The following is a 23988-nucleotide window of genomic DNA, read 5'->3' as shown; positions in this document are numbered from 1 at the left end:
ACCATGCGCGGGCCATGGCTACACAAGCGCGGCGCGGGTGCCTATGTTTGGGGGAGGCACAGGGGAAGCGATTGGTCCTTTCATCCATCACCGACGGCATTGCCCGCAGCATCGAGGGGGCGGCGGCCTCTGTATCGGAAGCGCTGTTCGAGCCGGTGGTGCGGCTGGGGGTGACGGGGCTGAGCCGGGCGGGAAAGACGGTGTTCATCACCGGGCTGGTGGCCAATCTGCTGAATCGGGGGCGGATGCCGCAATTGCAGGCCGAGGCGGGGGGGCGGATCGAGGCGGTGTGGTTGCAGCCGCAGCCGGACCTGACGCTGCCGCGCTTTGATTATGAGGGGCATCTGGCGGCGCTGACCGGGGATGCGCCGCGCTGGCCCGACAGCACGCGGGCGGTATCGGAATTGCGGCTGTCCTTCCGGGTGCGGCCGGAGGGGTGGCTGTCGGGGCTGACCGGGCCGCGGGTGGTGCATCTGGACATCGTGGATTATCCCGGCGAGTGGCTGCTGGACCTGGCGCTGCTGGACAAGAGCTATGCCGACTGGTCGGAGGAGGTGCTGGCGCGGCTGGCGAAGCGGGCCGAGGGGGCGGCGTTTCTGGCCACGGCGCGGGCGGAGGATGGGGCGCTGCCTTTCGTGGAGGGGCGGGCGAAGGAATTGGCCGCGCTGTTCACCGCCTATCTGGGGGGCGCGCGGCAGGCGGGATGGGCGGATTGCACGCCGGGGCGGTTTCTGCTGCCCGGCGATCTGGCGGGGTCGCCCGCGCTGACCTTTGCGCCCTTGCCGAAGCCGGGGGACATGCCGCGCGGCTGCCTGTGGCGCGAGATGGAGCGGCGGTTCGAGGGATACAAGGCACAGGTGGTGCAGCCCTTTTTCCGGGCGCATTTCGCGCGGATCGACCGGCAGATTGTGCTGGCCGATGTGCTGGGGGCGATCCATCGGGGGCCGCAGGCTCTGGAGGATCTGCGGCGGGTGATGGCGGATGTGCTGGGGGCCTTCCGGCCGGGACGGAACGGGTGGCTGACGGCGCTCTTGGGCGGCAAGCGGGTGGAGCGTATCCTGTTCGCGGCGACCAAGGCGGATCATCTGCACCATACGCAGCATGGGGCGCTGACCGCGATCATGGAGGCGATGCTGCGCGAGGCGAAGGATCGGGCGGAGTTTGCAGGGGCGCTGACCGCGGCGATGTCGCTGGCCGGGTTCCGGGCGACGGTGGAGGAGACGGTGACGCGCGAGGGGCGGGTTCTGGACTGCGTGACCGGGCGGCTGGAGGATGGGCGGGTGGTGGCGATGTATCCGGGGCGGTTGCCGGAGGACCCGGCGCGGCTGCTGTCGCCGGCGCGGCAGGGGGCGGAACGCTGGCTGGAGGCGGAATTCGGGATGATGAGTTTCGCGCCGCCTTTGCGGATGGCCGTGAAACCGGGTGACGGGCCGCCGCATATCAGGCTGGACCGGGCGGTGGAGTTTCTGATCGGAGATCGGCTGTGAGCGCGGACAAGCCTTTCGTGATCGAGCGGGAGGGAGGGGCCGATCCGGCGCTGGCCCCTTCGGTGCCGGAGGTTCTGCCGCAGGGACAGGCGATGCAGGCGGCGCTGCGGGTAGGGGCGGCGCGGCGCGGGTCTGTGCTGGGGCGGTTCGCGCTCTGGGCCTTTGGGGCGCTGTTTTCCTTTGTGCTTTCGGTGGCGGCCTATGAGTTCGTGACGGGGTTGCTGACGGCGAACACGCTGCTGGGGACGGTGGCGCTGGTTCTGGTGGGGGCGGCGGTGCTGGCGGCGGTGTTGCTGGCCCTGCGGGAGGCGGCGGGCTTTGCGCGGCTGGGGCGGCTGGATGGGATCCGGGCGCGGGCGGCGGGGGCGGGGACCCTGGCCGAGGCGCGGGCGGTGCTGCGCGAGGTGAAGCGGCTTTATGCGGGCCGGGGGGAGCTGCGCTGGGGTCTGGCGCGGGTGGCGGAGCGTGAGTCCGATGTGATGGATGCCGATGCGCTGATCCGGTTGGCGGAGGTGGAGGTGATGGCGCCCCTCGACGCGCAGGCGCGGGCCGAGATCGAGGCGGCGGCGCGGCAGGTGGCGACGGTGACGGCGCTGGTGCCGCTGGCGCTGGCCGATGTGGCGGCGGCGCTGTTTGCCAATCTGCGGATGATCCGGCGGGTGGCGGAGATCTATGGCGGGCGGTCCGGGATGCTGGGGTCGGTGAAGCTGCTGCGGCGGGTCTTCGGGCATCTGGTGGCGACGGGGGCGATTGCCCTGACCGATGATCTGATCGGGTCGGTCGCGGGGGGAGGGCTGTTGTCCAAGCTGTCGCGGCGGTTCGGGGAAGGCGTGGTCAATGGCGCGCTGACGGTGCGGGTGGGGGTGGCGGCGATGGAGATTTGCCGCCCGATGCCCTTTGACGCGCTGCCGAAACCGGGGGTGACCGAGACGGTGGGGCGGGCCCTTGCCGGGTTTTTCGGCAAGGGGGAGGGGCAGGCCTAGAGGCCTGCGGCGATGCGCCGGAAGAGGGCGATGTTGGCTTCGGCGACGCCGGGGTCTTCGAAGTCGCGATCTGCGGCGTTGACGGCGATGACGACGTTGCGGGCGCGGTCGATCCAGATGTATTGGCCGTAGATGCCCTGGGCGTTCACTTCGCCCGGCGATGCGCCTTCGGCGATCCACCATTGATAGCCGTAGCCTGCACCGCCCGGGGCGGAGGGGGTGATGGAGGCCTCGACCCAGTCACGCGGGACGATCTGGCGGCCCTGCCACATGCCGCCTTGGGCGATCATCTGGCCGAAGCGGGCATAGTCGCGCGTGGTGACGTTGAGGCCGCCGAGGACGAAGGAGACGCCATCGCCATCGGTCAGGTAATAGGGGGCCTTCTCAAGGCCCATCGGGGCGAGGATGTGGCGTTCCATGAGTTCGGGGATGTCTTCGCCTGTTGCGCCCCGGATGATCATGCCGAGGACATGGGTGTCGATGGAGACGTAATGCCAGCGGCTGCCGGGATCGGCGGCGCGGTCCTTCAGGCTGGCGGCGAAGCCGTCCATCGACTGGCCCAGGGCGAGGACGCGGCCCATGCGGTTTATGTCGGACCAGAAATCCATGTAATCCTCGTTGAAGGCGACGCCGGAGGACATGGTCAGGATGTGGCGGATGGTGGTGCCGTCATAGGCGGTGCCGGCGAGGGCGGGGACGTATTTCGTGACCGGATCGTCGAGGCTGTCGATATGGCCCTCGGCCAGGACGATGCCGAAGAGGGCGGAGAGGAAGCTTTTCGCCACGCTCCAGGAGATGCGGAGATCATCGGGGCCGGTGCCCTGATGATAGCTTTCATGGACGATCTGGCCGTCCTTCAGGATGACGAGGGCGGTGACGTTGCGGTCGGCGATCCAGTCGGTGACTTCGGGGGGGAGGGTGGCCTGCGGGCCCTGGGGCAGGGGGCTGATGGGGCCATCGCCGCGCGAGAGGGGGCGGGTGAGGAAGAGGTCGTCCATATGGGAGAAGTTCTGGACGATGGTTTCGGGCGCGAAGAGGGAGTTCACAGCCATGAGGCGGGCGATTTCCTCGCGCTTCCAGAGGGCGGCGGCGGCGAGGAGGAGGATCGCGAGGAGAGCAAGGCGAAGGGCGAGGCGCATGGTCGGTTTCCCTGTTTGCCTGAAGGCTTGGCACGGGGCGGGCGGATTGCCAAGCGGGGGCGTGTGGCATGAAGGGGAAAGGGGCGTTCCGCCCCCTCTGGGCGCTGCGCGCCCATTCACCCCCTGAGAGTATTTTTGGCCAAGATGAAGGGGGGTGAGGTGGGGCGTTAAGGTTACTGGGGGGTGTTGGTTAAGGGTGTGGGGGCGGGTGCGTGGGCTGGAGGCGCGGTCAAGGGTCTGATCGTGGTCCGGTGGCGGATGCGGGGAGCGCTGCGCGCTGCTTTGCCGGGGCGAGGGTGGGTCAGCGATCTGGCGACCAGCGCAGCCAGCGGCCGTGAAAGCAGGCGCGGCCGAGGGATTCGGTCTGCCCGCCGGGCCAGGTGGTGAGGGTGAGGGCGGCGCCGTCGGGGGTGCCGTCTGCCTCCATCGCCAGATGGGCGAGGGGGGCGGTGGGGGTGACCTTTGTGCCTGCGGCGGCCAGCGTTGCGGCGATGCGGGCGCGGGTGGCGGCGGGGAAGTATTGGGCCGCGATGGTGTGGAAGACGATGTGGAGCGTGCCTTGCCGAGGGGGGACGAGGCGGTGGTCGAGCCAGTCGGCGGCATCGGCCTGTGTGAGGGGCGGGCGGAGGCGGGCGGCTTCGCGCAAGGCGGCCTCGGTTCGGGAGAGGCGGTCGGGTTGATCTGGCCAGAGATAGGCGAGGAGGCGGAGGCGGTCGGTTACCGGGTCGAGCGGGTGTAGGTCGCAGCCTGCGCGGTCCGCGATGGTGATGGGGCGCGCGGGGGGCAGTGGGCCGTCCCAGTCGGGGGCGAGGTGGATCGGGCCTGTGCCGAGGGTGAGGCCGGGCAGGGTGAGGGTGCAGCGGTCCCAGAGCAGGTTGAGGCCTGCGGAGGCGCCGAGTTCGGAGAGGGCGAGGGGCAGGCCGAAGCGGGCAGTCAGGAGGTGGCCGGCGGCGAGGAGGGGGGCGGAGCGGCGCAATTCGTTGGTCTGGGGCGGGTGGTCGAGCCAGCGGTCGAGCTGCGCGGCATGGGTTTGCAGGGCGTCCAGCGCGGCGGGGAGGGGGGTGCCTGCGGCATAGGCTTTGGCAAGGGCGGGGGCGGTGCCGGAAAGGACGAGGGCATGGAGGCCTGCGGCAAGGCGCAGGGGCAGGGCATCGCCGGCGGGGCCGGGATCGCCGGGCCAGGTGAGGATGCGGTCGGTGAGGGGCGTGCCGGGCTGGAGCGACCCGGCAAGGCCGTGGAGGAGCCTTTCCATCAGGGGCGAGCCGAGGCGGGCGCAGGCGCGGGCCTGCGAGCGGAAGGCGGCGCGGATGCTGTCGGCGCGGGCGGGTTCGGGGGTCAGCGGAACTTGTCCATCAGCTTTTGCAGGGCGGTGCGGTCGTCGGTGGTGGCGGGTGGAGCTTCGGGTGGGGCTTTGGGCGGCGCGGCGGCCTTGCCTTCGCTGCGGTCGGAGGAGCGGGGGGGCGCGGTGCGCAGGGCGACGGCGTTCATGAAGCGGGCGGCATCGCCTTCGGCGAGCGCGGGTGCGCCGTCGGAGAGGCCGCGGAGCAGGTCGTCGAGCCAGTCCTGATCGGCCTTGGCGAAGTCGTGCAGGACATAGGCGGCGACGGCATCCTTGTGGCCGGGATGGCCGATGCCGAGCCGCACGCGGGCATAGGCATCGGTGCCGAGATGGGCATGGATGGAGCGCAGGCCGTTATGCCCGGCATGGCCGCCGCCCTGTTTCACGCGGGCCTTGCCGGGGGCGAGGTCAAGCTCGTCATGGAAGACGGTCACCGCCTCGGGGCCGAGCTTGTAGAAGTCGAGCGCGGCGCGGACGGCCTCGCCCGACAGGTTCATGAAGGTCTGGGGTTTGAGGAGCAGCACCTTCACCGCGCCGAGGCGGCCTTCGGCGACCTGCGCCTTGAAGGCGGATTTCCACGGGCCGAAGCCGTGGTCCGTGGCGATGCGGTCCAGCGCCATGAAGCCGATATTGTGGCGGTTGCCCGCGTATTTCGCGCCGGGATTGCCGAGGCCTGCGAAGATTTTCACTGTCCTGCCCTTCCTGCGGTCCTGCGCGACCTTTGCCGCAGGTGCGGTTGCGGTGCAAGTCTGTGGCGAAACGGAAAGGGGCGCGGCCGATCACCCGGCCGCGCCCCCTGATGCGAAATCCCGAAGGATCACTCCGACGCGGCGAGGCCCGTCGGAGCGGCGATGTTCGCGATGACGAAGTTGCGCGCGATGGTGGGCTTGGCGCCTTTCGGCAGGTCCACGTCATTGATGTGGATGACGTCGCCGATCTGCTTGCCGGTCAGGTCAACCGTGATGTGATCGGGGATGTCACCGGCCACGACCTCAAGCTCCACTTCCGGGCGGACCACGGTGAGCGTGCCGCCGCGCTTCAGGCCCGGCGAGGCTTCGTGGTTGATGAAATCCACATGGATGAAGAGGTTGATGCGCGACTCGTCATGGATGCGCATGAAATCGACATGGGTCGGCAGATCCTTCACCACGTCGCGCTGCACGCCGCGGCAGATCACGTGCACTTCCTCGCCACCCTCGATCTTCACGTTGAAGAGGGTTTGCAGGAAGCGACCGGCCTTCAGGCGCTTGAGCAGGTAGTAGTATTTCAGCTTGATCGGCGTCGGCTCCTTGCCGTCGCCATAGATGATGCCGGGTACGTAGCCCTCACGACGAGCTTGACGAGCGGCCCCCTTGCCTGTCCCCGTCCGTACCTCGGCCAGAAGATCGGGGATCTCATGAGCCATAGGTTTTCTCCATATATTCATCCGCCGCCCTCCAAGGGTGTGCGGCGCGACCGGGGGGCTATAGCCGCGATTCGGCGGGAAGGAAAGGGAAAATCGGGTCGCGGGCGGCGCGGGTCGGGTCGCGGGCAGGCTTGCCGGGGGGCGGGGGGCGGTCTAGCTGTGGCAGGCAGGAGATTGCCCCCGAGATTGCCCCCATGTCCGTGACGACCACCCTTTCCGCGGCGCGCGCGCCCGTTGCCGCCTTTGCCGCCATGGGCGTGCTGTGGGGCACTTTTGCCGCCGTGCTGCCCGATCTGAAGGCGGCGCTGGAGGTGAATGAGTCGGAGCTGGGCCTGTTGATCCTGCCGACGCCGATTGCGGCGGTGACAGCGATGCTGCTGGCGCCGATGATCGGGGCGATGCTGGGGCGGGTGGCGCTGCCCGTGGCCACGATCCTGATGGCGGCGGCCTTTGCCCTGCCGGGGCAGGCGGGGGTGGCCTGGATCTTCCCTCTGGCGATGATGGCCTGCGGGGCGGCGACGGGGCTGACCGATGTGCTGATGAACGCCCGCGTGGCGGCGCTGGAGAATGAGCGGAACCTGCATCTGATGAACCTCTGCCATGCGGCCTATAGCTTTGGCTATGCCGGGGGCGCGCTGGCGACGGGGGCGATGCGGGGCGAAGGCTGGAATCCGGGCTGGGTGATGGGGACGATGGCGGCGGTGGCGGCGGTGCTGGCGCTGTCCACGCTGGAGCGGGACGGGACGATTCATGGGCTGAGGAAGCCCAAGGATGGAACGGCGGGGCGGCTGGGCCTGATCCCGGTGATCGGGGGCGGCATCGTGCTGATCGCCTTCCTGACCGAGAACGCGGCCGAGAACTGGTCGGCGCTGCATATCGAAAAGACGCTGGGCGGCAGCCCGGAGGAAGGCGCGATGGGGCCGGCGGCGCTGGCACTGACCATGGGTTTCGCGCGGCTGGTGGGGCAGGGGATCGTGACGCGGGTCGATCCGATCCGGCTGCTGATCGGGGGGGCGGTGGTGTCGGCCTGCGGGGCGCTGGGGGCGGCGATGGCGACCTCTCCGCTCATGGCCTATGCGGGGTTCATCGTCATGGGGATCGGGTCTTCGGTGATCGCGCCCACGGCCTTTTCGATGGTCGGGCGGCTGGCGGAACCGGAGGCGCGGGCGCGGGCCGTGGCGCGGGCCACCTTGCTGGGCTATTTCGGCTATTTCTTCGGGCCGCCCAGCCTTGGCTTCATCGCCGGGGCCTTCGGTCTGCGCTTTGCCTTTGTCTTTGCCGCCGTGATGCTGCTCTGCGTGCTGATCCTTGCGCCGATGATGGCGCGGCAGCGGCGGGCCTTGCCGGCCTGACCCTGCGTCTGCAACTTCATCTGTTCTCAAATATCCTCGGGAGGGTCCGGGAGGGCGAAGCGCCTCCCGGGGGCTGGACCTGGCGCGACGCCTAGAGGTAATCGCCTTCGAAATCCCTCGGGATCAGCAGGTTGTGGCGGCCGAGGTTCTGGACCGCCTTTTCGCCGCAGAGCGCCATGGTGATATCCAGTTCCTTGCGGATCACCTCCAGCGCCTTGGTCACCCCTGCCTCGCCCATGGCCCCCAGCCCGTGGATATAGGCGCGGCCGATGAAGGTGCCTTTCGCGCCCAGTGCCAGCGCCTTGAGCACGTCCTGGCCCGAGCGGATGCCGCTGTCGAGAAAGACCTCGGTCCGGTCGCCCACGGCGCGGACGATGCGGGGCAGCATGCGGATGGAGGAGAGCGCGCCGTCGAGTTGCCGCCCGCCATGGTTGGACACGATGATGGCATCGGCGCCGAAATCGGCGGCCTTCAGGGCGTCTTCCTCGTCAAGGATGCCTTTCAGGATCAGCTTGCCGCCCCATTGATCGCGGATGCGGGCGATCTTTTTCCAGTCAAGCTCGGGGTCGAACTGTTCATTGGTCCAGCTCATCAGGCTGGAGAGATCGCCCACGCCCTTGGCATGGCCCACGATGTTGCGGAAGGTGCGCCGTTTTGTGCCGAGCATTTCCAGCGACCATTGCGGGCGGATCGCCATGTCGAGGATGTTCCGCAGCGTCAGGCGCGGGGGGGCGGAGAGGCCGTTCTTGAGGTCCTTGTGGCGCTGGCCGAGGATCTGGAGGTCGAGCGTCAGGACAAGGGCCGAACAGCCGGCCTTGCGGGCGCGTTCGATGGCGCTGTCCACGAAGCCTTCATCCTTCATCACGTAAAGCTGGAACCAGAAGGGGGCCTTGGTGTGTTCGGCGATATCCTCGATCGAACAGATGGACATGGTGGAGAGGGTGAAGGGCACACCGGCCTTTTCGGCGGCGCGGGCGGCCTTGATCTCGCCATCCGCCCTTTGCATGCCGGTCATGCCGACGGGGGCGAGGGCGACGGGCATGGCGACCTTGTGGCCGATCATGGTGCTGTCGGTGCGCCGACCCAGCATGTCCACCGCCACCTTCTGGCGCAGGCGGAGCTGTTGGAAATCCGACGTATTCTCGCGGAAGGTCTGTTCGGTGTAGCTGCCGCTTTCGCAGTAGTCGAAGAACATCTTCGGGGTGCGCCGCTTGTGCAGGCGCTTGAGGTCGTCAATGCAGGTGATAACGGGCATGGGCGCTTTCCGATTGGTTACCTTTGCTTACCAATTCCGGGGCATTGCGGCAAGGGCGGGGCGCAGCTGGTGCGGGGTCGCACCTTGTGGTGCGACTCTGGCACGGGATTTGCTGCGGCAGGGGCATAGGCAAGGAGGCCCGCCCGTGACCGAGACCCTGACCCCCGTTCTGACCCTGCTCGCCGCCATATCGGCGGCGCATCATACCGCGCAGCGGCTTGTGGAGGCGCGGCTGCCCAAGGGGCTGACCGCGGCGCAATTCGCGGTGCTGGAGCGGCTGATCCGGCTGGGCGAGGGGCAGACGCCGCGCGCCATCGCATCGGCCTTCGGCTGGCCCAAGACCAGCATGTCGCATACATTGGCGGTGCTGGAGGCGCGGGGCCTGGTGCGGCTGGAGCCCAATCCGCGCGACGGGCGGTCGAAATGCCTGTGGCTGACGCCGAAGGGGCGGACGCTCGCGATGACCGGCGTGACGGCGGTGGAGCGGGACATGGCGCGCATCGCGGGGCTGGCCCCGATCGAGGCGGTGCAGTCGCTGGCGGTGGACCTCGCCTCGCTGGCCGAGCGGCTGGAGGATCAGCGGCGGTTTCCGGAAGCGGCCTGAGCGGGGGGCGGGGAGACCCCCGCCCTACGGCGCAGCGGCGGTATCAGGCGGAATGGGCCCCGGCCGCCAGGGCCGCGACATTGGCGAGGACCTGCGCGACGGGGGTGCCCGCGCCGATATCCTTGACGATGGCCGAGCCGACGACGCAGCCATCGGCGACCGAGGCGATGGCGCGGGCGGCTTCGGGCGTGCTGATGCCGAAGCCCACGATCACGGGCAGGTCGGTCGAGGCCTTGATGCGCGCGACTTCGGGAGCGACATCGGTGGCCTGTGCCGCCGCCGCGCCGGTGATGCCGGTGATGGAGACGTAATAGACGAAGCCCGAGGTGTTTTGCAGCACCTTGGGCAGGCGCTTCGCATCGGTCGTGGGGGTGGCGAGGCGGATGAAGTTGATCCCGGCCTTCTGGGCGGGGATGCACAGCTCGTCATCCTCTTCGGGGGGCAGGTCCACGACGATGAGGCCGTCGATGCCGGCCTCTTTCGCCTCGGACAGGAAGCGGTCCACGCCGCGGGAATAGATCGGGTTGTAATAGCCCATCAGCACGATGGGCGTGGTCTGGTCGCCCTTGCGGAAGGCGCGGACCATGTCGAGGACGGCGTCCATCGTCATGCCCTTGTCGAGCGCGCGCTGACCGGCAAGCTGGATCGTCGGGCCGTCGGCCATGGGATCGGTGAAGGGCATCCCCAGTTCGATGATGTCCACACCCGCGGCGGGCAGGCCCTGCATCACGGCCAGCGACGTGGCGGCATCCGGGTCGCCGCCCATGATGTAGCTGACGAAGGCCTTTTTCCCTTCGGCCTTGAGCCGCGCGAAGGTGGCGTCGATTCTGGTCATCTGGCTGGCCCCGTCCCTGTGGTCTGCGGGCGGTTTTGCAGGAGGCGGGGGGAAAGATCAATGGGCGGAGGGGCCGGGCCTGGGGCGGTGGGACCGGGGGTTTCACACCCCCGGACCCCCGTGGAGTATTTTCCCCAAGATGAAGCAGCGGTTCAGGGCAGGGTGGAGCGACCGGGAACTTGCTATGGCCGGGGTGGCAAACTAGAAGCGGCGCGACAGGCGAAGGGTCGGGCAAGGAGAGCGGGCGATGGGCTTCAAGATGGGGATCGTGGGTCTGCCGAATGTCGGCAAATCGACCCTGTTCAACGCGCTGACGCGGACGGCGGCGGCGCAGGCGGCCAATTTCCCCTTCTGCACGATCGAGCCCAATGTGGGCGAGGTGGCGGTGCCGGATGCGCGGCTGGAGAAGCTGGCGGCGATTGCGGCCTCGAAGCAGATCATTCCCACGCGGATGACCTTTGTCGATATCGCGGGGCTGGTGCGGGGCGCGTCGAAGGGGGAAGGCCTGGGGAACCAGTTCCTGGCCAATATCCGGGAATGCGATGCCATCGCCCATGTGCTGCGCTGTTTCGAGGATGGCGACATCACCCATGTCGAGGGGCGCATCGACCCGGTCGCCGATGCCGAGACCATCGAGACGGAGCTGATGCTGGCGGACCTTGAGTCGATCGAGCGGCGGCGGGCGAACCTGGCGCGCAAGCTGAAGGGCAATGACAAGGAGGCGGCGGATCAGGACCGTCTGCTGGCGCAGGCGCAGGTGGCGCTGGAGGCGGGGAAACCCGCGCGGACCGTCGCGGTGGCCGAGGATGACCGGCGGGCCTGGCGTCTGTTGCAATTGCTGACGGCGAAGCCCGTGCTTTACGTCTGCAATGTGGAGGAGGCGAAGGCCGCGACCGGGAACAGCCAGTCGGACCGCGTGGCCGCGATGGCGCGGGCGCAGGGGGCGGCGACGGTGGTGATCTCGGCCCGGATCGAGGAGGAACTGGCGCAACTGCCCGAGGATGAGGCGGCGATGTTCCTGGAGGAGATGGGGCTGGCGGAGGCGGGGTTGGATCGTCTGATCCGGGCGGGCTATGAATTGCTGGGCTTGCAGACCTATTTCACCGTGGGACCGAAGGAGGCGCGGGCCTGGACGATCCCCAAGGGCACGCTGGCCCCGCAGGCGGCAGGCGTGATCCATGGCGATTTCGAGAAGGGGTTCATCCGGGCCGAGACCATCGCCTATGACGATTACATCGCCGGAAACGGCGAGGCGGGGGCGAAGGAGGCGGGCAAGTTCCGTGTCGAGGGCAAGACTTATGAAGTGAAGGACGGCGACGTCCTGCATTTCCTGTTCAACGGCTGAGGCCGCCGCGCCCGGTCGCAGGTTTTCCCCTGCTTTCCGCTTGCCCCGCCCATCGGCCATCGCTAAACGGGTCGGCGGAGTGGTGGCCGAGTGGTCGAAGGCACACCCCTGCTAAGGGTGCAGGCGGGAAACCGTCTCGAGGGTTCGAATCCCTTCCACTCCGCCACTTGCACACCGCGAACCCGAGATGAGGTCCCTGACGGGGCCTTTTTTCTTTTTGTTTCAAAGGGGTTTAGCGGGGCCATCCGACTTTCGGAGACTGACGTTTCCGCCGAAATCGGTCTCTGAATGCCCCGCGTCTCTTTCCATCCGCCCTTCACCAGGATCGAGACGCATTCAAAAAGTCACGCATTTTCAGCATGTTGGTGAAATTGAGCAGCGCCGCAGTTGAAGCGGGTTCGTCTGCTCTCGGTGAGAACAGAGACAACCGAAAGCGGCGTGGTTGTGAGGTTCCCCGCGAAGCTATCCCGTAAGCTTGATGCAGACGTTGCCGATGTCGAATCCAGCTGAGCTGCTCAATAAAGCTGCCGGACCCGCAAGCGGCGACAAGGCGAATATCCGAACAGAATACTGAGCACATCGCCCCCGAACGTTCTGCAGATGCAAGCACGAAGCGGTCTGAACTAAGGTCACGCCGCCGCCGAACAAGAACTGTGGTTCTAAGCCAGCCATTGCTCCAATAGAACAGCAATGTCATACGCCATGGGCTCACCGCGATCATCATCCGCGAGCGACGCCAATGCGGGCTGGAGCTCGACGGGAATTTTGTCGCGATAGGCAACTAACAAAGCAAGCGACGATGCGTAGGTCGGCGCCTGTTCACCTCGCGGTACGCGTTTTGCAGGGTCGAGCAATCCCAGAGCAATGGCAACATCCCGAGCCGCACCGCCAAACGCGCCCAAGGGTACACAAGGCAGGTGAGCCGCCAGCGAAAGGAGCGCCTCCTCCACAATGCCCGGCTTAGCGCCCTCATACGCGTCTCGGGGATCATTAAGTAGTCCCATCTTTCCGCCGAGCACAACACGGGCATCCGAAAGGCGCGTTATCGCTTCTCTGGCTGCTGAAAATGCTGAAGCGGTATTGAGCTCCGGTTTGGCGTCAAGCCAGCTTCTGAATTCGCCATCACTTCGCAATCTTATGCCTGAAGCGCCCGTTCCAATTCGTAAACCATCCTCTACAGCTCGCAATGGAACGAGGTCACGATCGATATGAGCATGCGTTTTCACAACCGACGCACCTTCACGCAACGCGTGAACAAGCGCGTCAAACGGCGCCTTTCGAAAAACCGGCTCAGGGATGATATGTACAAAGGGCACTTCTTTGGCTGCCACATAAGCGCCGGCAAGATGCCTGAACATGCTGAAAGTCAGCCCGTTTGGATCCAGATTGCCGCCGTAAACAATCTTCGCGCCGGATCGGACTATCACCGTGCATATCGAGAAAAGCGCCCGATCAACCTCACGCGCCGGCAAACCGAGCCGGGCTCGATCGGGGGCGTCGCTGACTGACAAAGCCACTAACTTACCCAAGAGTGCGGTCACGATAGCTCTCCAAGCGTCGACAACCGTGTTGTTGGCGATATTACGGCGAGCGCCTTACACAACAATCCTTCCTCGATCGCACTGAGAGGAGGGTCGGGATAAACGATAAGTGATGGCAAATTCTCGGCATCGATCACGTCGAAGAGTTCCGGCGGCCTCGGCAGCATTAGCACATCAGCCGGATTGCCAACGACGCGCGCCGCTTGGCGTTCAAATAGATCGCAGCGCAGCCCTTCTGACAGCGCCTCTACCAGCAGCGGCTCAATCCAATTCGTTTCTCCGGCCTTCGGAAAAATCCTGACCTTCGGAAGATTTGCACCATAAGGATATGTGCGACTGGTTCGTCGCTGACCGACGTCCGCGAGTACAATTGGGCGTCGCTTGCGTTTTGCTGTCGTAAGTTCGAAGACACACCACGGTCGAGAGTCATAGGCGTCGGAGACTATGGCGAGCAGAGTTCCGGCCGCGATCTCCTCCGCGAAGCGCTCGCTGAAGTCTTCGCCTGGATTGAGCTCCTTGGCATCGTAGAAGGTATGCAGCGAGACGTCCTGACCTTTATCGTTCACAAAAGCTACGATCGCTGAGGCCGTTGTGTCTCCATCGGCCTTCGCATGACTGACAAAGATCTTCTCATGCCCATCCCCGCCACCAAGTAGTGCCAGCTGGCGCCGAATCTGGTACAGCGTGTGCAAAAGCAATCGGCTGTCTCGAGCACTGGCTGACATTCCTGCCCGCGTCCAAGCCTTCCTGTATGTGTACTGAATGTTCGCCGCTGCGTCAGTTGGCAGGGCCGGATCGCCGGATGGGCTACCAAACGGGATCAAGAAATCCCTATTGCCGCGTTGGGAAATGGCCTTTCTTGTTCGTTGAATGAAATCATCCCAAGCATCAACATCATCCTGCATGACGTCGTCGTGCAGCAGGATAATCGCGTTGTGGACAGCGCGACTGAGATCGATTTCGGCAGGAAGGGGCGATTCATAATCCCAAGGCGCGCTGGCAAATCGTACAGGCACTCTGTAGGCGACGCCGTCCCGCTCCATACCAATTCCGTCGAAATGCTTTGATAACAATTCAGCGCTGCGCGCGCCTTCTGCCGATCCATGCGCCCAGATGACGTGGATCCGAAGTAGGTCGAGGGTTTGGGTGCGATGGGTTGGATCTGAAGCCGAGCTCATAGATTGCGGCCTTGTTGAGGGCGTGAATTGTTGATCAGCCGTTTCGACGCACCGTTCGCTCGCTCAATCGCGTCAGTTAGAACATTTGCATTCGCTGTGATATCGTTCCAAGAGATCCAGACGGCATAGCCGCTATCAATGTTATCCTGCAACCGAGCGGGCTTTTGGGTGCCGTTGTTTGGCAATAAGGGCAGCGTAGGAATCCAAACTCCGACCAGTCCCATCTCCTGGGTCAAGGAAGCATCAATCTCCCAGTCAACATATTTCCGTCGCCACGTGTTCGCGCCGCAGAGAACTATGGTGCAAGAACTGCCGTGAAGATTATGCTCCCGTATTCGCCGCATGATGTAGAGATGATTGCTGCTGTCGATGCGCCGCTCGAGCGAGTTGTCGGTGAGCAATTGCAAGCGGTCATGCATGTTTGTCGAAAGGCTGTCATAGTAGGCTTGGTCGCCGCCGTGATGATAGCTGACGAATACGTTGCGTCGAACAGGTCGTGCTGGACTAACAGAACTGCCTATCATTTTCCCACCGCGCAAAATTCAGATCACCTTAACCGTAATCCAAGGGGAAATTTGGGCTCGTGGCAAGCCAGTTCGATAGGTTTACAGCGCTTTGATCCTGGGAACCTACTGACTGTCGGCTCTCGCGCGATCACGTCGTTCTGGCCTGCTGCTGGTTCTCCTCCGACCGCTCGTCCCACCTGCTCCTCCCAAGCCTCCCCCGTTAGAAAACACAAATCATAGAGGCTGACCGCCGACGCCTCTCGCCCGCAGGTCAGCCGCTTCAGCACCTCCGGTGCCAGATAGGCCAACCGCAGTTGGCGGCTGACATGCCGCTCGGCCAACCCCACGGCCTCGGCCAGTTCCTGAATGGTGGCGAACTCACCGGCATCCATGCGCCGTCGCCACCCCCATGCGCGGCCGATGGCACGCAGGATGTGCGGTTCCTGCGCTTGATTCTCGCTGGGCCGGTAGTTGGCGGGCGGCAGGATCTTCGGCCGCCCGTTCTTCTTGCGCACTTTCAACGGGATCAGCACGCGGATCGTATCGTCCGGCTTGGTCATTCAGCAGCCTCCATCCTGCGGGGCGCGACCATCTCGCGGACGACGCCCGCAATGCCTTCGCGGCGAATGTCGACCTCGAGCCCGGCCGTGGTGACCGTAACGCGCCGCACCAGCAACTGGATGATGCGGGACTGTTCGGCCGGGAAGAGTTGCGACCAGAGCGCATTGAACTCGTGCAGGGCAGCGATGGCATCCCCCTCAGATGCTCCGCCGCCGTCGCGTTTCAGAGCAGCCAACACCTGCGTGACGACCTCCGGCGTTTGGAGGATGCGCCGAACTTCGGTCACGACCGCGTCCTCGACCATTCCGGCAGCGAGCCGCATCGGCGCGGTCTCCGCGCCAGTCTCGCGGTTCCGGATCACGTCCATGGACACGTAGTAGCGGTAGAGCTTGGTTCCCTTCTTCGTGCTGGTCGGCGTCATGGCGGCGCCATTTTCGCTGAAGATCATCCCCTTCAAGAGCGCTGGCGTCTGCGCGCGGCTGTTGTTGGCCCGCTTGCGGGGGCTTTCCTGCAGGATGGCATGCACGCGATCCCATAGGTCCGCATCGATGATGGCGTCATGCTCTCCGGGATAGGCCTTGCCCTTATGAAGGGCCTCGCCGCGATACACCCGGTTGTTCAGCAGCCGGTAAAGGTAGCCCTTGTCGATCAGTGTGCCCTGCTTGTTGTGGAAGCCCTCACCACGCAGTTGGCGTGCCAGCACGGTGGCCGAGCCCAGATCAATGAACCGCTGGAAAATCCGCCGCACTTTGGCAGCTTCGGCCTCGTTCACCACCAGCTTGCGATCTTGGACATCGTAGCCAAGGGGCACGTAGCCCCCCATCCATATGCCCCGCTTGCGCGAGGCTGCCACCTTGTCGCGGATGCGTTCGCCAATGACCTCGCGCTCGAACTGGGCGAAGGACAGCAGGATGTTCAGTGTCAGACGCCCCATTGAGGTGGTCGTGTTGAAGGACTGCGTCACCGAAACGAACGTCACGCCGTTCCGGTCGAACACCTCGACCAGCTTGGAGAAATCCATCAGCGAGCGCGACAGGCGGTCGATCTTGTAAACCACCACGACGTCGATCAGCCCATCGTCGATGTCTGTCAGCAACTGCTTCAGACCCGGCCGGTCCAGATTGCCCCCCGAGAACCCGCCATCGTCATAGCGTTCGCGCGTGGCGACCCAGCCCTCAGATTTCTGGCTGGCGATATAGGCCTCGCAAGCCTCTCGCTGGGCGTCGAGGCTGTTGAATTCCATGTCGAGCCCTTCCTCGCTCGACTTGCGGGTGTAGATGGCGCAGCGAAGGCGGCGGTTCGGGCGACTGTCCAACTGCATCATGCTTCCTCCCGCTTGCGCTCGCGGAGGCCAAAGAAGCGGTACCCGTTCCAGCGCGTGCCAGTGATTTCGCGGGCGACGGCGGAGAGGGATTTGAATTTGCGACCGCGCCAGGCGAAGCCGTCGTTCAGCACGGTCACGGTGTGCTCCTTGCCATCCCATTCGCGCAGCAGCTTTGTCCCCACCACGGGATTGCGGGGATCGGCGATCTGATGCTTGCGCCGGGCATGGCCTTCGACCTCGTCGGCCAGCAAGTCCAGCATGCGACGCGTGTCACGGTCCGGGCCGCCGTAGGTCAGTTCCTGCAGGCGATAAGCTATTCGCAGTTCGAGAAACACCCGGCTGTTGTTCGGCGCCGAGGTGCCGATGAGCTTTTCCCATTCTGCTTTCAGTTCCTTGACCGACATCCCCTTCAGGGCGGTCAGGCGTGACAGCACCGTCTGGTCCAGGCTTGGATCACGCCCCAGCTGCGCAGGGGTTATCTTATCGTGATGCTTCATGAATTCCTCCGATGCGGATGCGTTTTGCACGACGACAACCGCTCTTTCGGGGCGAGGAGTCCACGAAACTGTCTCCGCTCTCGGCAGATAAACCGCTGGACTGTGCAGCCTTCAGCCGCACGACCCCAGCGGCCAGGACGCGGCCGATCTCGGCAAGGCGCGCCTCGGATGACATGCGCTCAGGGCATAGGGGATTGGGCCCCGAAACCGGGCCTTCGAGAGTGGATGACATGGCGACTTTTCGCGATTGGGATGATGCCCGGAAGGTATCGCGAAATTAGGAAAACACAAGTAATTCAATATTTTGCGGACAGCATCGACCTATTCGAAGCGCCGCGCAACTCTGCGCACGCGCTCCGTCGCCCCCATGGCTGACGTAGACTGTTCCGGGCGCGAATCAGCGCGCTTCGTCGCCCATGAACTTGTCGAACGTGTCGAGTGTGGGCTCTTCCTCGAGCTCGGCCATCTCCCACCGCGATGGCCCGCGGTCGGGATAGAGCAGCAGCGAAATCGACATCTCGTTCCCGGGTGAGAACACGGTCATTTCACGCACCGGCTCGGAACCGGCCCAGACACCTGCCTGGTGGTGATGGCCGTGACGACCCGTATCCCAGTCCACTTCCTGCGCGGCCAGTGATGCTGGCGGCAATTCGGTCACGACCTGTCGTGCGCGATAGAACACGCCGGATTTCAAGAGCGGTTGGCTGGACCAGGCCCAATCGATGAAGCCTTCCTTGCCGACCACGATCATGGCGCGCTTGTCGGTGATGGTCATCCACTTCAGGATCGCCGCCGTCAGGGACACGGCATAGCGGTCCGACAACTCGGTCATCACGTCGATGTCGATGGACCGGCCCTTGATCTGGGCGCGGAAATCATCCAGCGGCATCAGCAGGTACGAGGCAAAAGTGTTTGCCTCGCCCTCAATCCTTGTCACGCTCTCGTCCCAGTCCGCCATGTTGCGATTGGTGCATTGGAGACCGGCCGGGTGCATGTGCCGATGCAAGAGATAGTGCCCCAACTCATGCGCCAGCGTGAAATTGCGCCGCCCCGTGGACCGGATGGTTTCATTGTAGATGATGCCCCATTCGCCTGATCCGCCCGGACGCGGCATCAACATGCCCTCGACGCCTTTGGAAAGATTCAGCCCCCCGACCATCGTGATCGGTGCATCCGGAAAGACCTGCAGCGAGAAGTCCTGCGCCAGTGCCGCCACGTCGATGGGGAACCGCGGGAGCCCGTGCACAGCCTGATGCACGGACAGGATCTTCGTCAGGCGGTTGGCCCAACTCTGAGGCGTCGCAGGCAGACTCAATCCTTCTTCCCCCACATGTCGATCATCTGGTTGATCTTCTGCTGGTCCTCGGGGGCAAGCTTGCTGAACTTTCGGAAGAAGGCCTCCTTCAGCACCTGGTCACTCGGCTCCTCGCTCTCGTCGAGCAGGTAATCGGTCGTGACCTCGAGGGCTTGGGCGATGCGGGTCAGCTTCTCACCTGACGGCTTGCGGGTGTCTCGGTTCTCCAGTTCCCAGATGTAGCTTTTGCTCGAGTCGGTCAGCTCGGCGAGCTTGTCGAGGGAGTATCCCTTTTCCTGGCGGTGGCGCTTGATCTTCGCGCCGAGGGACGTGGTCATCGTTTCATCCTTGGTTTCCTTGGGTTCAGGACGTTCGTTCGATATGCCGAACAAAAATATGCCGCGCAAGTAGACGTGGCGATTTGTTCGGTATATATCGAACAGCATCGTATCGCATTTTCGCGATTCTGTCCTCCTCCCCGGCCAAAGAAAGGGCTCTCATGACCGCTATCGCTGCGTTCCTCCGCAAGACCCCCGTGATCCGTCTGCAGGATTACTTCACTGCTGGCGGGTTCACCTCGCTCGCGCCGGTCGACTGGACCAAGCCCGAGCCCGAGGTGGTGGAGCCGCTGATCAAGGCCGTCGACGCCATGTCTGAAGATGAGAAGCAGCGCGTCGTTCTTGATGCTGGTCGTGTAGCCGCTCTCGCTGATGAACCGGGGCAGAATGCTTTGCAGAACGTCGTGCAGAACCGCGTTGTGTTCGACACCCTGGAGGGAGCCAACAATCGCTCGTTGTGGGTTTTTCTGAGGGAACCTGAGCGGTTCCGGCTCGCCGAAGAGGTGCGCTACAACGACGAGCGTCGCCGGACGCGGTCGTGGAGCGGTTTTGGCGTCGATCCCGATCTCACGGTAAAGAAGGACCCGATCTCGCTCGCGGCGTTCACGGCCGCGATCCGGGCTCGGTTTGAGACGCCCAATGTCCATGTCGACATCTTCGACCGTCACCGGGTGATTCTCGACGGTGAAGAATGCGAACTTGTTCAGGTTGCGGTCTACCGGGAGGGGCGCCCCGAGGACATGCTGGGCTTCGACGCCAACAGCACCCTGTCGCGTCGGATCGTGAAGCCGGTCTTCGAGGCTGCGCTGACCTATGAGGCCGCGACCGGCGTGATCGAGGTCGTGGCCAAGACGCGCGAGGACCGGATCGATCTGACCCGGTACATGGCGCGCGATCTTCTCGGGATCACCCTTGGTGAGGACCAGTCGCTGCCGCTGCGCGAATACGATCTCAGCATGCTGCTGCGGCCGTTCGACTTCCCGACCGACCCGGCCGACGGGATCGCCAGCGTGACCGTCAAGGAATTGCGTCTGATGGATCTCGGCGATGCAAAGGAGCGCATCACGCTTGAAACCATGTCGGGCGCCGACCGTACGATCTGGCAGATGGCGGAACACCGTATCGGACTGGACATCGGGGGCGGTGCCCATGTGTTCGGTCACGCAGGTGACGTGCCGGAATGGGTGATTACCCGCGCACGCTTCACCATCAAATTCCATCCGGGCCCCTCGGGCGGTCGTGGCAAGTCGCTGGCCCTCAACGTCACGATGCCGCACGGCTGCACTCTGAAGGACATGACGGCGCAAGAGCGCCTGATCGGCGAGAAGTATCTGCGCCTCTGGGGCATCCTGAAAGACGACAATGACGAAGGCGACGTCCTTGAGTAAGCGGGCGATCGACCTCCTGCTGCGGGCCATGGAAGCCCGCAGCACGTCTCTCCAGGCATCGGCGCTGCATCAGGTCTCGCGCGGTGCGACCGACGCATTGCTCGCAGCGAAGCTTCTGGTGCCGAGCGGGCATGTCCCGGTCGTTGCGGGGATGGACGATTACGAGGATGAACCGGTCGAGGCCACCTGGTCGGCCGAGCTGAAATCATTCGGCTATCACGACAGCACCGGCCGCTGGGTCAAGGTCGCCCATCAGGAGATCGCGGCGTGCAGGGTCGACTACGGTCTGGCTCTTGCCAAGATGCTGGTGGCGTTCGAGCGTGCCGGACCTTCACGCCCGACGCCCTTGGTCACGGATCTGGTCTGGGAGGTGGGAACCATCAAGCTCGCCGGAGCGAAGGCCCCTGTGCCCGTCTGGTTTGCCCGGCGGCTTGGGGATCCGGGAGACTGGACGCAACTCGAGGCGCTGACTGCGCGCAAGCCGCCGCAGGAAATCCGTATCATCCTGACATCCACACCCGGCGAGCGCATTCCCGAGACCGCCCAGAAGCGCAACCACATCATCAACGTGGTGGATGTTGCTGGCGATCCGGCCAAGCTCGCGATCTCGCCGCAGGTCCTCGGGGCTCGGGTGTTCCCTGGGCAAGTGCAGCGTCGTTTCCCGATCGATCATTCGGAAGACTGTGGGATTGTCTGGCTCAAAGGTCAGACGATTACGTTTCGTGGTGATAAGCAGCGGCTGTTGCTCAAGCAGCTCTTTGATGCTTATTGGTCAGGTCTGCCGGAGCGTCGGACTTCCGCCGTCTTGTTCGAGGCAGGGTATGGGGATCAAACCAACAGTCTTGCTAAGGCATTTGGCAAACGCGACGATTGGCGTCAGTTCGTACACTATGACGACGGCAATTGCTGGATTGATCCAGATCAGATCATGTCTGTGCCATCTGGCTATTAGCGTTGACTTGCAGGCGACACGAAAAACTTGGCCATGTAGTGGGTGGATACCAAAGGCCAACACTGTGCGGTGACAGTCGTAGGGATGAAAGCATGAACATTAAACGAGGCACTGACGCCTCAAGGGATTTAGACACCGCTCTGACTGAGTCAGGTTTGCAGAACGCAGACGTCAAACTCTATGGGGCGCTTGCTTCAAAAATCAACCGAGTCGAGGTGACATCAAGCATTGGTGCTGACCCAGCCAGAATATTCACGCTGTCTCTACAGGTCTTCGCTTTACGCTTATTTTTGAAAATAGCCGTGAAGAATAAAATGCCCTACGGAACTTTTCGAAGGTACGCCGCCCGTGGAGATATCGCGGGCATTCTGGGTACGTCAGAAATTGAAAGCGCTATCAGCGAACACTATTTCTCAAATGTCTCCGTAGAAATCGCCGACCAAATGCGTGCTCAGCGCGATCAGAGGGACGAAAGCCTCGAAAGGGTGCCTTGCGGGGACGGGTGCTGGTTCTGCTGTGCGACCCATCGAATGATCGACGCAACTCCTGCCGACGCGGAACGGATATGGGAGGCTATGCTCGCTAGCAATGTGCCAGGTCATAAGCACCCGAACGCTTGCCCCGCCCTCGGAATTGACGGCAGGTGCCGGGCGTACAGCGTGCGACCGCACACTTGCCGGCAGCGACTGTCAACGTCCAAGGAAGCATGTCGCGCCGACCTTGAGCAGGGGATCGGTTCTAGTGAAGAGCATGTGATCCACTTGGGCTCGCCATTCGATGCCAACCAACTTGCTGCGCTGCTAGCAGTGTGCGTTGGAGCCAAAGAGCCATTTGTAAACTTGCTAACGACGCTGCGCTCCTTGCGGAGCGGTGCCTCGATGTCCGATGCCATTAGCAAAGGTCGTAGATCCTTTAAGCATTTTGATCCGAGCTCGCAGCCAAAGGGCCGCATAGTTCAACCAGTCGATCTCAAGCTGCCGGATTCGGCGGGTTAACTGGAGCGCATTACCAGGGAATGAACTACAGAGTTGCAGTTTGATACCGCCTCACCGAGATAAGTGAATGGCCGTCCTTTTAGGGCGGCCTTTTTCATTTGTGGTCGAGCTTCTCAGCCAACTCCCAGTTTGCCTCCCGGCTACCTCCCTCAACCCTACCACCGCCTCCGCCATGTTGAACCCGCAAGTGTTCGAAGAAATCCCAAGGAGGTTCACATGGCGACAAGGCACCTTTCCCAGATCGAGCTGGCGGCTCGCTGGAACATTTCACACCGCACGCTGGAGCGTTGGCGGTGGATGGGTGAAGGCCCGAAATTCATCAAGCTCGGTGGCCGGGTGATCTACCGGCTGGAGGATGTCGAAGCCTTCGAGGTCGAGCAGATCCGCGGCGCGGATCATGAACCCCATCGGCCGATGTCGGCGTGAGGGGGTGAGATGACGATCTCCAATCACATCACCCTCGCCGATATCCACCGCATGCCGGTGGGCCAGATCGCGGCGCTTGCCGCCGACCAGCTCGCCCTGCTGAAAGGCATGGCGGACGAGCAGCTGGCGCAGGCGAAGTCCATCTCGGACTGGCTCGATGGCGCCCTTTCCCTGAAATACGCCGACCGCGCCGATGATTTTCGCCATGAGGCTGGCAAGGATACCGGCACGATCCGGTTCGAGGATGGCGGCGTCACCGTCATCGCCGAACTGCCCAAGCGTATCGATTGGGACCAGACCAAGCTCGCCCAGATCGCTGCAAACATCGCATCCGCTGGCGAAAACCCGGCCGAGTTCATCGACACCAAGCTGTCGGTCTCGGAGCGCAAGTACGGTGCCCTGCCGGAAAGCTGGCGCAAGGGGTTTGAGCCCGCGCGCACGGTTCGGACCGGCAAGCCCAAGTTCAGTCTGGTGTTGAACGAGGGGGCGATCTGATGGCCATTTCTCTCGCATCCCTGCGCATGACCTCGGCGCTGACGCCGCCGCGCATCCTGATCCATGGTGTGGCCGGGGTTGGCAAATCCACTTTTGCGGCCGATGCCGACCGGCCGGTATTCATCATGACCGAGGACGGGCTCGGCAAGCTGCAGGTGCCGCATTTTCCGCTGGCGACCAGCTATGCTGACGTGGCCGGGGCCCTTGATGCACTGCTGACCGAGTACCACGAGTTCGGCACGGTGGTCATCGACAGCGTCGACTGGCTGGAACCGCTGATCTGGGCCGAGGCCTGCCTGCGCAACGGCTGGGCCTCCATCGAAACTCCCGGCTTCGGCAAGGGCTACGGCGAGGCGCTGAATGTCTGGCGCGAATATCTCGACAAGCTGAATGCGCTCCGGGACCAGAAGGGCATGGCGGTTATCCAGATTGCCCATACCGACATCAAGCGTTTCGACAGTCCCGAGCACGAGCCCTACGACCGCTATGTGATCAAGCTGCAGGCCCGCGCCTCGGCGCTCTTGCAGGAGCATTCGGACGTCGTGCTCTTCGCCAACTATCAGATCTCGGTCGCGAAATCCGATGTCGGCTTCAACAAGAAGGTAACCCGGGCGCTCGGGTCCGGTGCGCGCGTCATGCACACCGAGGAGCGCCCCGCTTTCCTCGCCAAGAACCGTTACGGCCTGCCGGACACGCTGCCCCTCAGCTGGGCCGAGTTCATGGCGGCCATGCCCCAATCCGAATGATCG

Annotated in this window: 25 protein-coding genes and 1 tRNA gene; 12 read left to right on the top strand and 14 right to left on the bottom strand. The window is 64.2% G+C overall.

Annotated elements, in window-relative coordinates; genetic code table 11:
• Positions 1-71: 71 nt before the first annotated feature.
• Positions 72-1487: a YcjX family protein gene (locus C0V75_RS00615; protein WP_173861023.1), complete on the top strand. Its 1416-nt coding sequence runs from the start codon at positions 72-74 to the stop codon at positions 1485-1487.
• Positions 1484-2470 carry a YcjF family protein gene (locus tag C0V75_RS00610; RefSeq protein WP_101918970.1) on the top strand — a complete coding sequence of 329 codons (987 nt, stop codon included), beginning with the start codon at positions 1484-1486 and terminating at the stop codon, positions 2468-2470. The genes C0V75_RS00615 and C0V75_RS00610 overlap by 4 nt, the downstream gene beginning before the upstream one ends.
• Here the strand turns inward: C0V75_RS00610 and C0V75_RS00605 are convergent.
• From C0V75_RS00605 to C0V75_RS00590, 4 genes are all read right to left on the bottom strand, one after another.
• Positions 2467-3609, bottom strand: coding sequence for a serine hydrolase (locus tag C0V75_RS00605; RefSeq protein WP_101918969.1), 1143 nt, complete (start codon positions 3607-3609; stop codon positions 2467-2469). The two genes, C0V75_RS00610 and C0V75_RS00605, sit on opposite strands and share 4 nt — an antisense overlap.
• Before the next feature lie 301 nt (positions 3610-3910).
• Complete coding sequence (locus C0V75_RS00600; protein ID WP_371410662.1) at positions 3911-4918, bottom strand: DUF2332 domain-containing protein; 1008 nt, start codon at positions 4916-4918, stop codon at positions 3911-3913.
• Between the two features lie 26 nt (positions 4919-4944).
• Positions 4945-5637: an aminoacyl-tRNA hydrolase gene (gene pth, locus C0V75_RS00595; RefSeq protein WP_101918967.1), complete on the bottom strand. Its 693-nt coding sequence runs from the start codon at positions 5635-5637 to the stop codon at positions 4945-4947.
• A 128-nt stretch (positions 5638-5765) separates the two neighbouring features.
• Positions 5766-6353, bottom strand: coding sequence for a 50S ribosomal protein L25/general stress protein Ctc (locus C0V75_RS00590; protein WP_101918966.1), 588 nt, complete (start codon positions 6351-6353; stop codon positions 5766-5768).
• A gap of 194 nt (positions 6354-6547) precedes the next feature.
• Here C0V75_RS00590 and C0V75_RS00585 point away from each other — a divergent pair, with 194 nt between their 5' ends.
• A complete protein-coding gene (locus tag C0V75_RS00585; RefSeq protein ID WP_101918965.1) occupies positions 6548-7705 on the top strand; it encodes an MFS transporter in 1158 nt (385 codons plus the stop codon).
• A gap of 91 nt (positions 7706-7796) precedes the next feature.
• Here C0V75_RS00585 and C0V75_RS00580 read toward each other — a convergent pair whose 3' ends face one another.
• Complete coding sequence (locus tag C0V75_RS00580; RefSeq protein WP_101918964.1) at positions 7797-8960, bottom strand: alpha-hydroxy acid oxidase; 1164 nt, start codon at positions 8958-8960, stop codon at positions 7797-7799.
• Between the two features lie 145 nt (positions 8961-9105).
• On the opposite strand from C0V75_RS00580, the gene C0V75_RS00575 reads away from it, so the two are divergent.
• Entirely contained in the window at positions 9106-9564 is a 459-nt protein-coding gene (locus C0V75_RS00575; RefSeq protein WP_158241753.1) for a MarR family winged helix-turn-helix transcriptional regulator, read from the top strand.
• A gap of 43 nt (positions 9565-9607) precedes the next feature.
• On the opposite strand, the gene trpA is transcribed toward C0V75_RS00575, so the two are convergent.
• Positions 9608-10399: a tryptophan synthase subunit alpha gene (trpA, locus tag C0V75_RS00570; protein WP_101918962.1), complete on the bottom strand. Its 792-nt coding sequence runs from the start codon at positions 10397-10399 to the stop codon at positions 9608-9610.
• Positions 10400-10646: 247 nt separating this feature from the next.
• On the opposite strand from trpA, the gene ychF reads away from it, so the two are divergent.
• Both ychF and C0V75_RS00560 read left to right on the top strand, forming a co-directional pair.
• Positions 10647-11744 (top strand): redox-regulated ATPase YchF, encoded by a 1098-nt coding sequence (gene ychF / locus C0V75_RS00565; protein ID WP_101918961.1) that lies wholly within the window; start codon positions 10647-10649, stop codon positions 11742-11744.
• Positions 11745-11820: 76 nt separating this feature from the next.
• Positions 11821-11910, top strand: a tRNA-Ser gene (locus C0V75_RS00560).
• A 493-nt stretch (positions 11911-12403) separates the two neighbouring features.
• Here the strand turns inward: C0V75_RS00560 and C0V75_RS22690 are convergent.
• The 8 genes from C0V75_RS22690 to C0V75_RS00520 all read right to left on the bottom strand — a co-directional run bounded on the left by C0V75_RS22690 (position 12404) and on the right by C0V75_RS00520 (position 18983).
• Complete coding sequence (locus tag C0V75_RS22690; RefSeq protein WP_143710365.1) at positions 12404-13285, bottom strand: hypothetical protein; 882 nt, start codon at positions 13283-13285, stop codon at positions 12404-12406.
• Positions 13282-14463, bottom strand: a complete 1182-nt coding sequence (locus C0V75_RS00550; RefSeq protein ID WP_101918959.1) for a toll/interleukin-1 receptor domain-containing protein — start codon at positions 14461-14463, stop codon at positions 13282-13284. The genes C0V75_RS22690 and C0V75_RS00550 overlap by 4 nt, the downstream gene beginning before the upstream one ends.
• Positions 14460-14987: a TIR domain-containing protein gene (locus tag C0V75_RS00545; RefSeq protein ID WP_101918958.1), complete on the bottom strand. Its 528-nt coding sequence runs from the start codon at positions 14985-14987 to the stop codon at positions 14460-14462. Before C0V75_RS00545 ends, C0V75_RS00550 begins: the two co-directional genes overlap by 4 nt.
• Before the next feature lie 23 nt (positions 14988-15010).
• On the bottom strand, positions 15011-15529 hold the full coding sequence (locus C0V75_RS23425) for a hypothetical protein (protein ID WP_254216336.1): 519 nt from the start codon (positions 15527-15529) through the stop codon (positions 15011-15013).
• Entirely contained in the window at positions 15526-16854 is a 1329-nt protein-coding gene (locus tag C0V75_RS00535; RefSeq protein WP_371410646.1) for a recombinase family protein, read from the bottom strand. Before C0V75_RS00535 ends, C0V75_RS23425 begins: the two co-directional genes overlap by 4 nt.
• Complete coding sequence (locus C0V75_RS00530) at positions 16851-17351, bottom strand: DUF2924 domain-containing protein (RefSeq protein WP_101919838.1); 501 nt, start codon at positions 17349-17351, stop codon at positions 16851-16853. Before C0V75_RS00530 ends, C0V75_RS00535 begins: the two co-directional genes overlap by 4 nt.
• A 397-nt stretch (positions 17352-17748) precedes the next feature.
• A complete protein-coding gene (locus C0V75_RS00525; RefSeq protein WP_101918956.1) occupies positions 17749-18666 on the bottom strand; it encodes an ImmA/IrrE family metallo-endopeptidase in 918 nt (305 codons plus the stop codon).
• A complete protein-coding gene (locus tag C0V75_RS00520; RefSeq protein ID WP_101919837.1) occupies positions 18663-18983 on the bottom strand; it encodes a helix-turn-helix domain-containing protein in 321 nt (106 codons plus the stop codon). The genes C0V75_RS00525 and C0V75_RS00520 overlap by 4 nt, the downstream gene beginning before the upstream one ends.
• Before the next feature lie 161 nt (positions 18984-19144).
• Between C0V75_RS00520 and C0V75_RS00515 the strand changes: the two genes are divergently transcribed.
• The 6 genes from C0V75_RS00515 to C0V75_RS00495 all read left to right on the top strand — a co-directional run bounded on the left by C0V75_RS00515 (position 19145) and on the right by C0V75_RS00495 (position 23985).
• Positions 19145-20371 carry a hypothetical protein gene (locus C0V75_RS00515; protein ID WP_101918955.1) on the top strand — a complete coding sequence of 409 codons (1227 nt, stop codon included), beginning with the start codon at positions 19145-19147 and terminating at the stop codon, positions 20369-20371.
• Positions 20346-21323 carry a hypothetical protein gene (locus C0V75_RS00510; protein ID WP_101918954.1) on the top strand — a complete coding sequence of 326 codons (978 nt, stop codon included), beginning with the start codon at positions 20346-20348 and terminating at the stop codon, positions 21321-21323. Before C0V75_RS00515 ends, C0V75_RS00510 begins: the two co-directional genes overlap by 26 nt.
• Positions 21324-21415: 92 nt before the next feature.
• Positions 21416-22318: a YkgJ family cysteine cluster protein gene (locus tag C0V75_RS22685; RefSeq protein ID WP_143710364.1), complete on the top strand. Its 903-nt coding sequence runs from the start codon at positions 21416-21418 to the stop codon at positions 22316-22318.
• 216 nt (positions 22319-22534) lie between these two features.
• Positions 22535-22744 carry an AlpA family transcriptional regulator gene (locus C0V75_RS00505; RefSeq protein WP_101918953.1) on the top strand — a complete coding sequence of 70 codons (210 nt, stop codon included), beginning with the start codon at positions 22535-22537 and terminating at the stop codon, positions 22742-22744.
• A gap of 9 nt (positions 22745-22753) precedes the next feature.
• Positions 22754-23239 carry a hypothetical protein gene (locus C0V75_RS00500; RefSeq protein ID WP_101918952.1) on the top strand — a complete coding sequence of 162 codons (486 nt, stop codon included), beginning with the start codon at positions 22754-22756 and terminating at the stop codon, positions 23237-23239.
• Positions 23239-23985: an ATP-binding protein gene (locus C0V75_RS00495; RefSeq protein WP_101918951.1), complete on the top strand. Its 747-nt coding sequence runs from the start codon at positions 23239-23241 to the stop codon at positions 23983-23985. Before C0V75_RS00500 ends, C0V75_RS00495 begins: the two co-directional genes overlap by 1 nt.
• The last annotated feature ends 3 nt before the right edge of the window (positions 23986-23988 follow it).

The sequence above is a fragment of the Tabrizicola sp. TH137 genome (genome assembly GCF_002855575.1).
In the GTDB taxonomy this organism is placed as follows: Bacteria; Pseudomonadota; Alphaproteobacteria; order Rhodobacterales; family Rhodobacteraceae; genus Paragemmobacter.
This window is presented reverse-complemented; position numbering and strand designations above follow the sequence as displayed.

What these genes read in the sequence shown, in the direction of transcription:
- C0V75_RS00605 (WP_101918969.1), bottom strand. Translation starts at nt 3,609, where the DNA reads ATGCGCCTCGCCCTTCGCCTTGCTCTCCTCGCGATCCTCCTCCTCGCC.
- C0V75_RS00590 (WP_101918966.1), bottom strand. Translation starts at nt 6,353, where the DNA reads ATGGCTCATGAGATCCCCGATCTTCTGGCCGAGGTACGGACGGGGACA.
- C0V75_RS00585 (WP_101918965.1), top strand. Translation starts at nt 6,548, where the DNA reads ATGTCCGTGACGACCACCCTTTCCGCGGCGCGCGCGCCCGTTGCCGCC.
- C0V75_RS00580 (WP_101918964.1), bottom strand. Translation starts at nt 8,960, where the DNA reads ATGCCCGTTATCACCTGCATTGACGACCTCAAGCGCCTGCACAAGCGG.
- trpA (WP_101918962.1), bottom strand. Translation starts at nt 10,399, where the DNA reads ATGACCAGAATCGACGCCACCTTCGCGCGGCTCAAGGCCGAAGGGAAA.
- ychF (WP_101918961.1), top strand. Translation starts at nt 10,647, where the DNA reads ATGGGCTTCAAGATGGGGATCGTGGGTCTGCCGAATGTCGGCAAATCG.
- C0V75_RS00550 (WP_101918959.1), bottom strand. Translation starts at nt 14,463, where the DNA reads ATGAGCTCGGCTTCAGATCCAACCCATCGCACCCAAACCCTCGACCTA.
- C0V75_RS00545 (WP_101918958.1), bottom strand. Translation starts at nt 14,987, where the DNA reads ATGATAGGCAGTTCTGTTAGTCCAGCACGACCTGTTCGACGCAACGTA.
- C0V75_RS23425 (WP_254216336.1), bottom strand. Translation starts at nt 15,529, where the DNA reads ATGACCAAGCCGGACGATACGATCCGCGTGCTGATCCCGTTGAAAGTG.
- C0V75_RS00535 (WP_371410646.1), bottom strand. Translation starts at nt 16,854, where the DNA reads ATGATGCAGTTGGACAGTCGCCCGAACCGCCGCCTTCGCTGCGCCATC.
- C0V75_RS00530 (WP_101919838.1), bottom strand. Translation starts at nt 17,351, where the DNA reads ATGAAGCATCACGATAAGATAACCCCTGCGCAGCTGGGGCGTGATCCA.
- C0V75_RS00520 (WP_101919837.1), bottom strand. Translation starts at nt 18,983, where the DNA reads ATGACCACGTCCCTCGGCGCGAAGATCAAGCGCCACCGCCAGGAAAAG.
- C0V75_RS00515 (WP_101918955.1), top strand. Translation starts at nt 19,145, where the DNA reads ATGACCGCTATCGCTGCGTTCCTCCGCAAGACCCCCGTGATCCGTCTG.
- C0V75_RS00510 (WP_101918954.1), top strand. Translation starts at nt 20,346, where the DNA reads ATGACGAAGGCGACGTCCTTGAGTAAGCGGGCGATCGACCTCCTGCTG.
- C0V75_RS22685 (WP_143710364.1), top strand. Translation starts at nt 21,416, where the DNA reads ATGAACATTAAACGAGGCACTGACGCCTCAAGGGATTTAGACACCGCT.
- C0V75_RS00505 (WP_101918953.1), top strand. Translation starts at nt 22,535, where the DNA reads ATGGCGACAAGGCACCTTTCCCAGATCGAGCTGGCGGCTCGCTGGAAC.
- C0V75_RS00500 (WP_101918952.1), top strand. Translation starts at nt 22,754, where the DNA reads ATGACGATCTCCAATCACATCACCCTCGCCGATATCCACCGCATGCCG.
- C0V75_RS00495 (WP_101918951.1), top strand. Translation starts at nt 23,239, where the DNA reads ATGGCCATTTCTCTCGCATCCCTGCGCATGACCTCGGCGCTGACGCCG.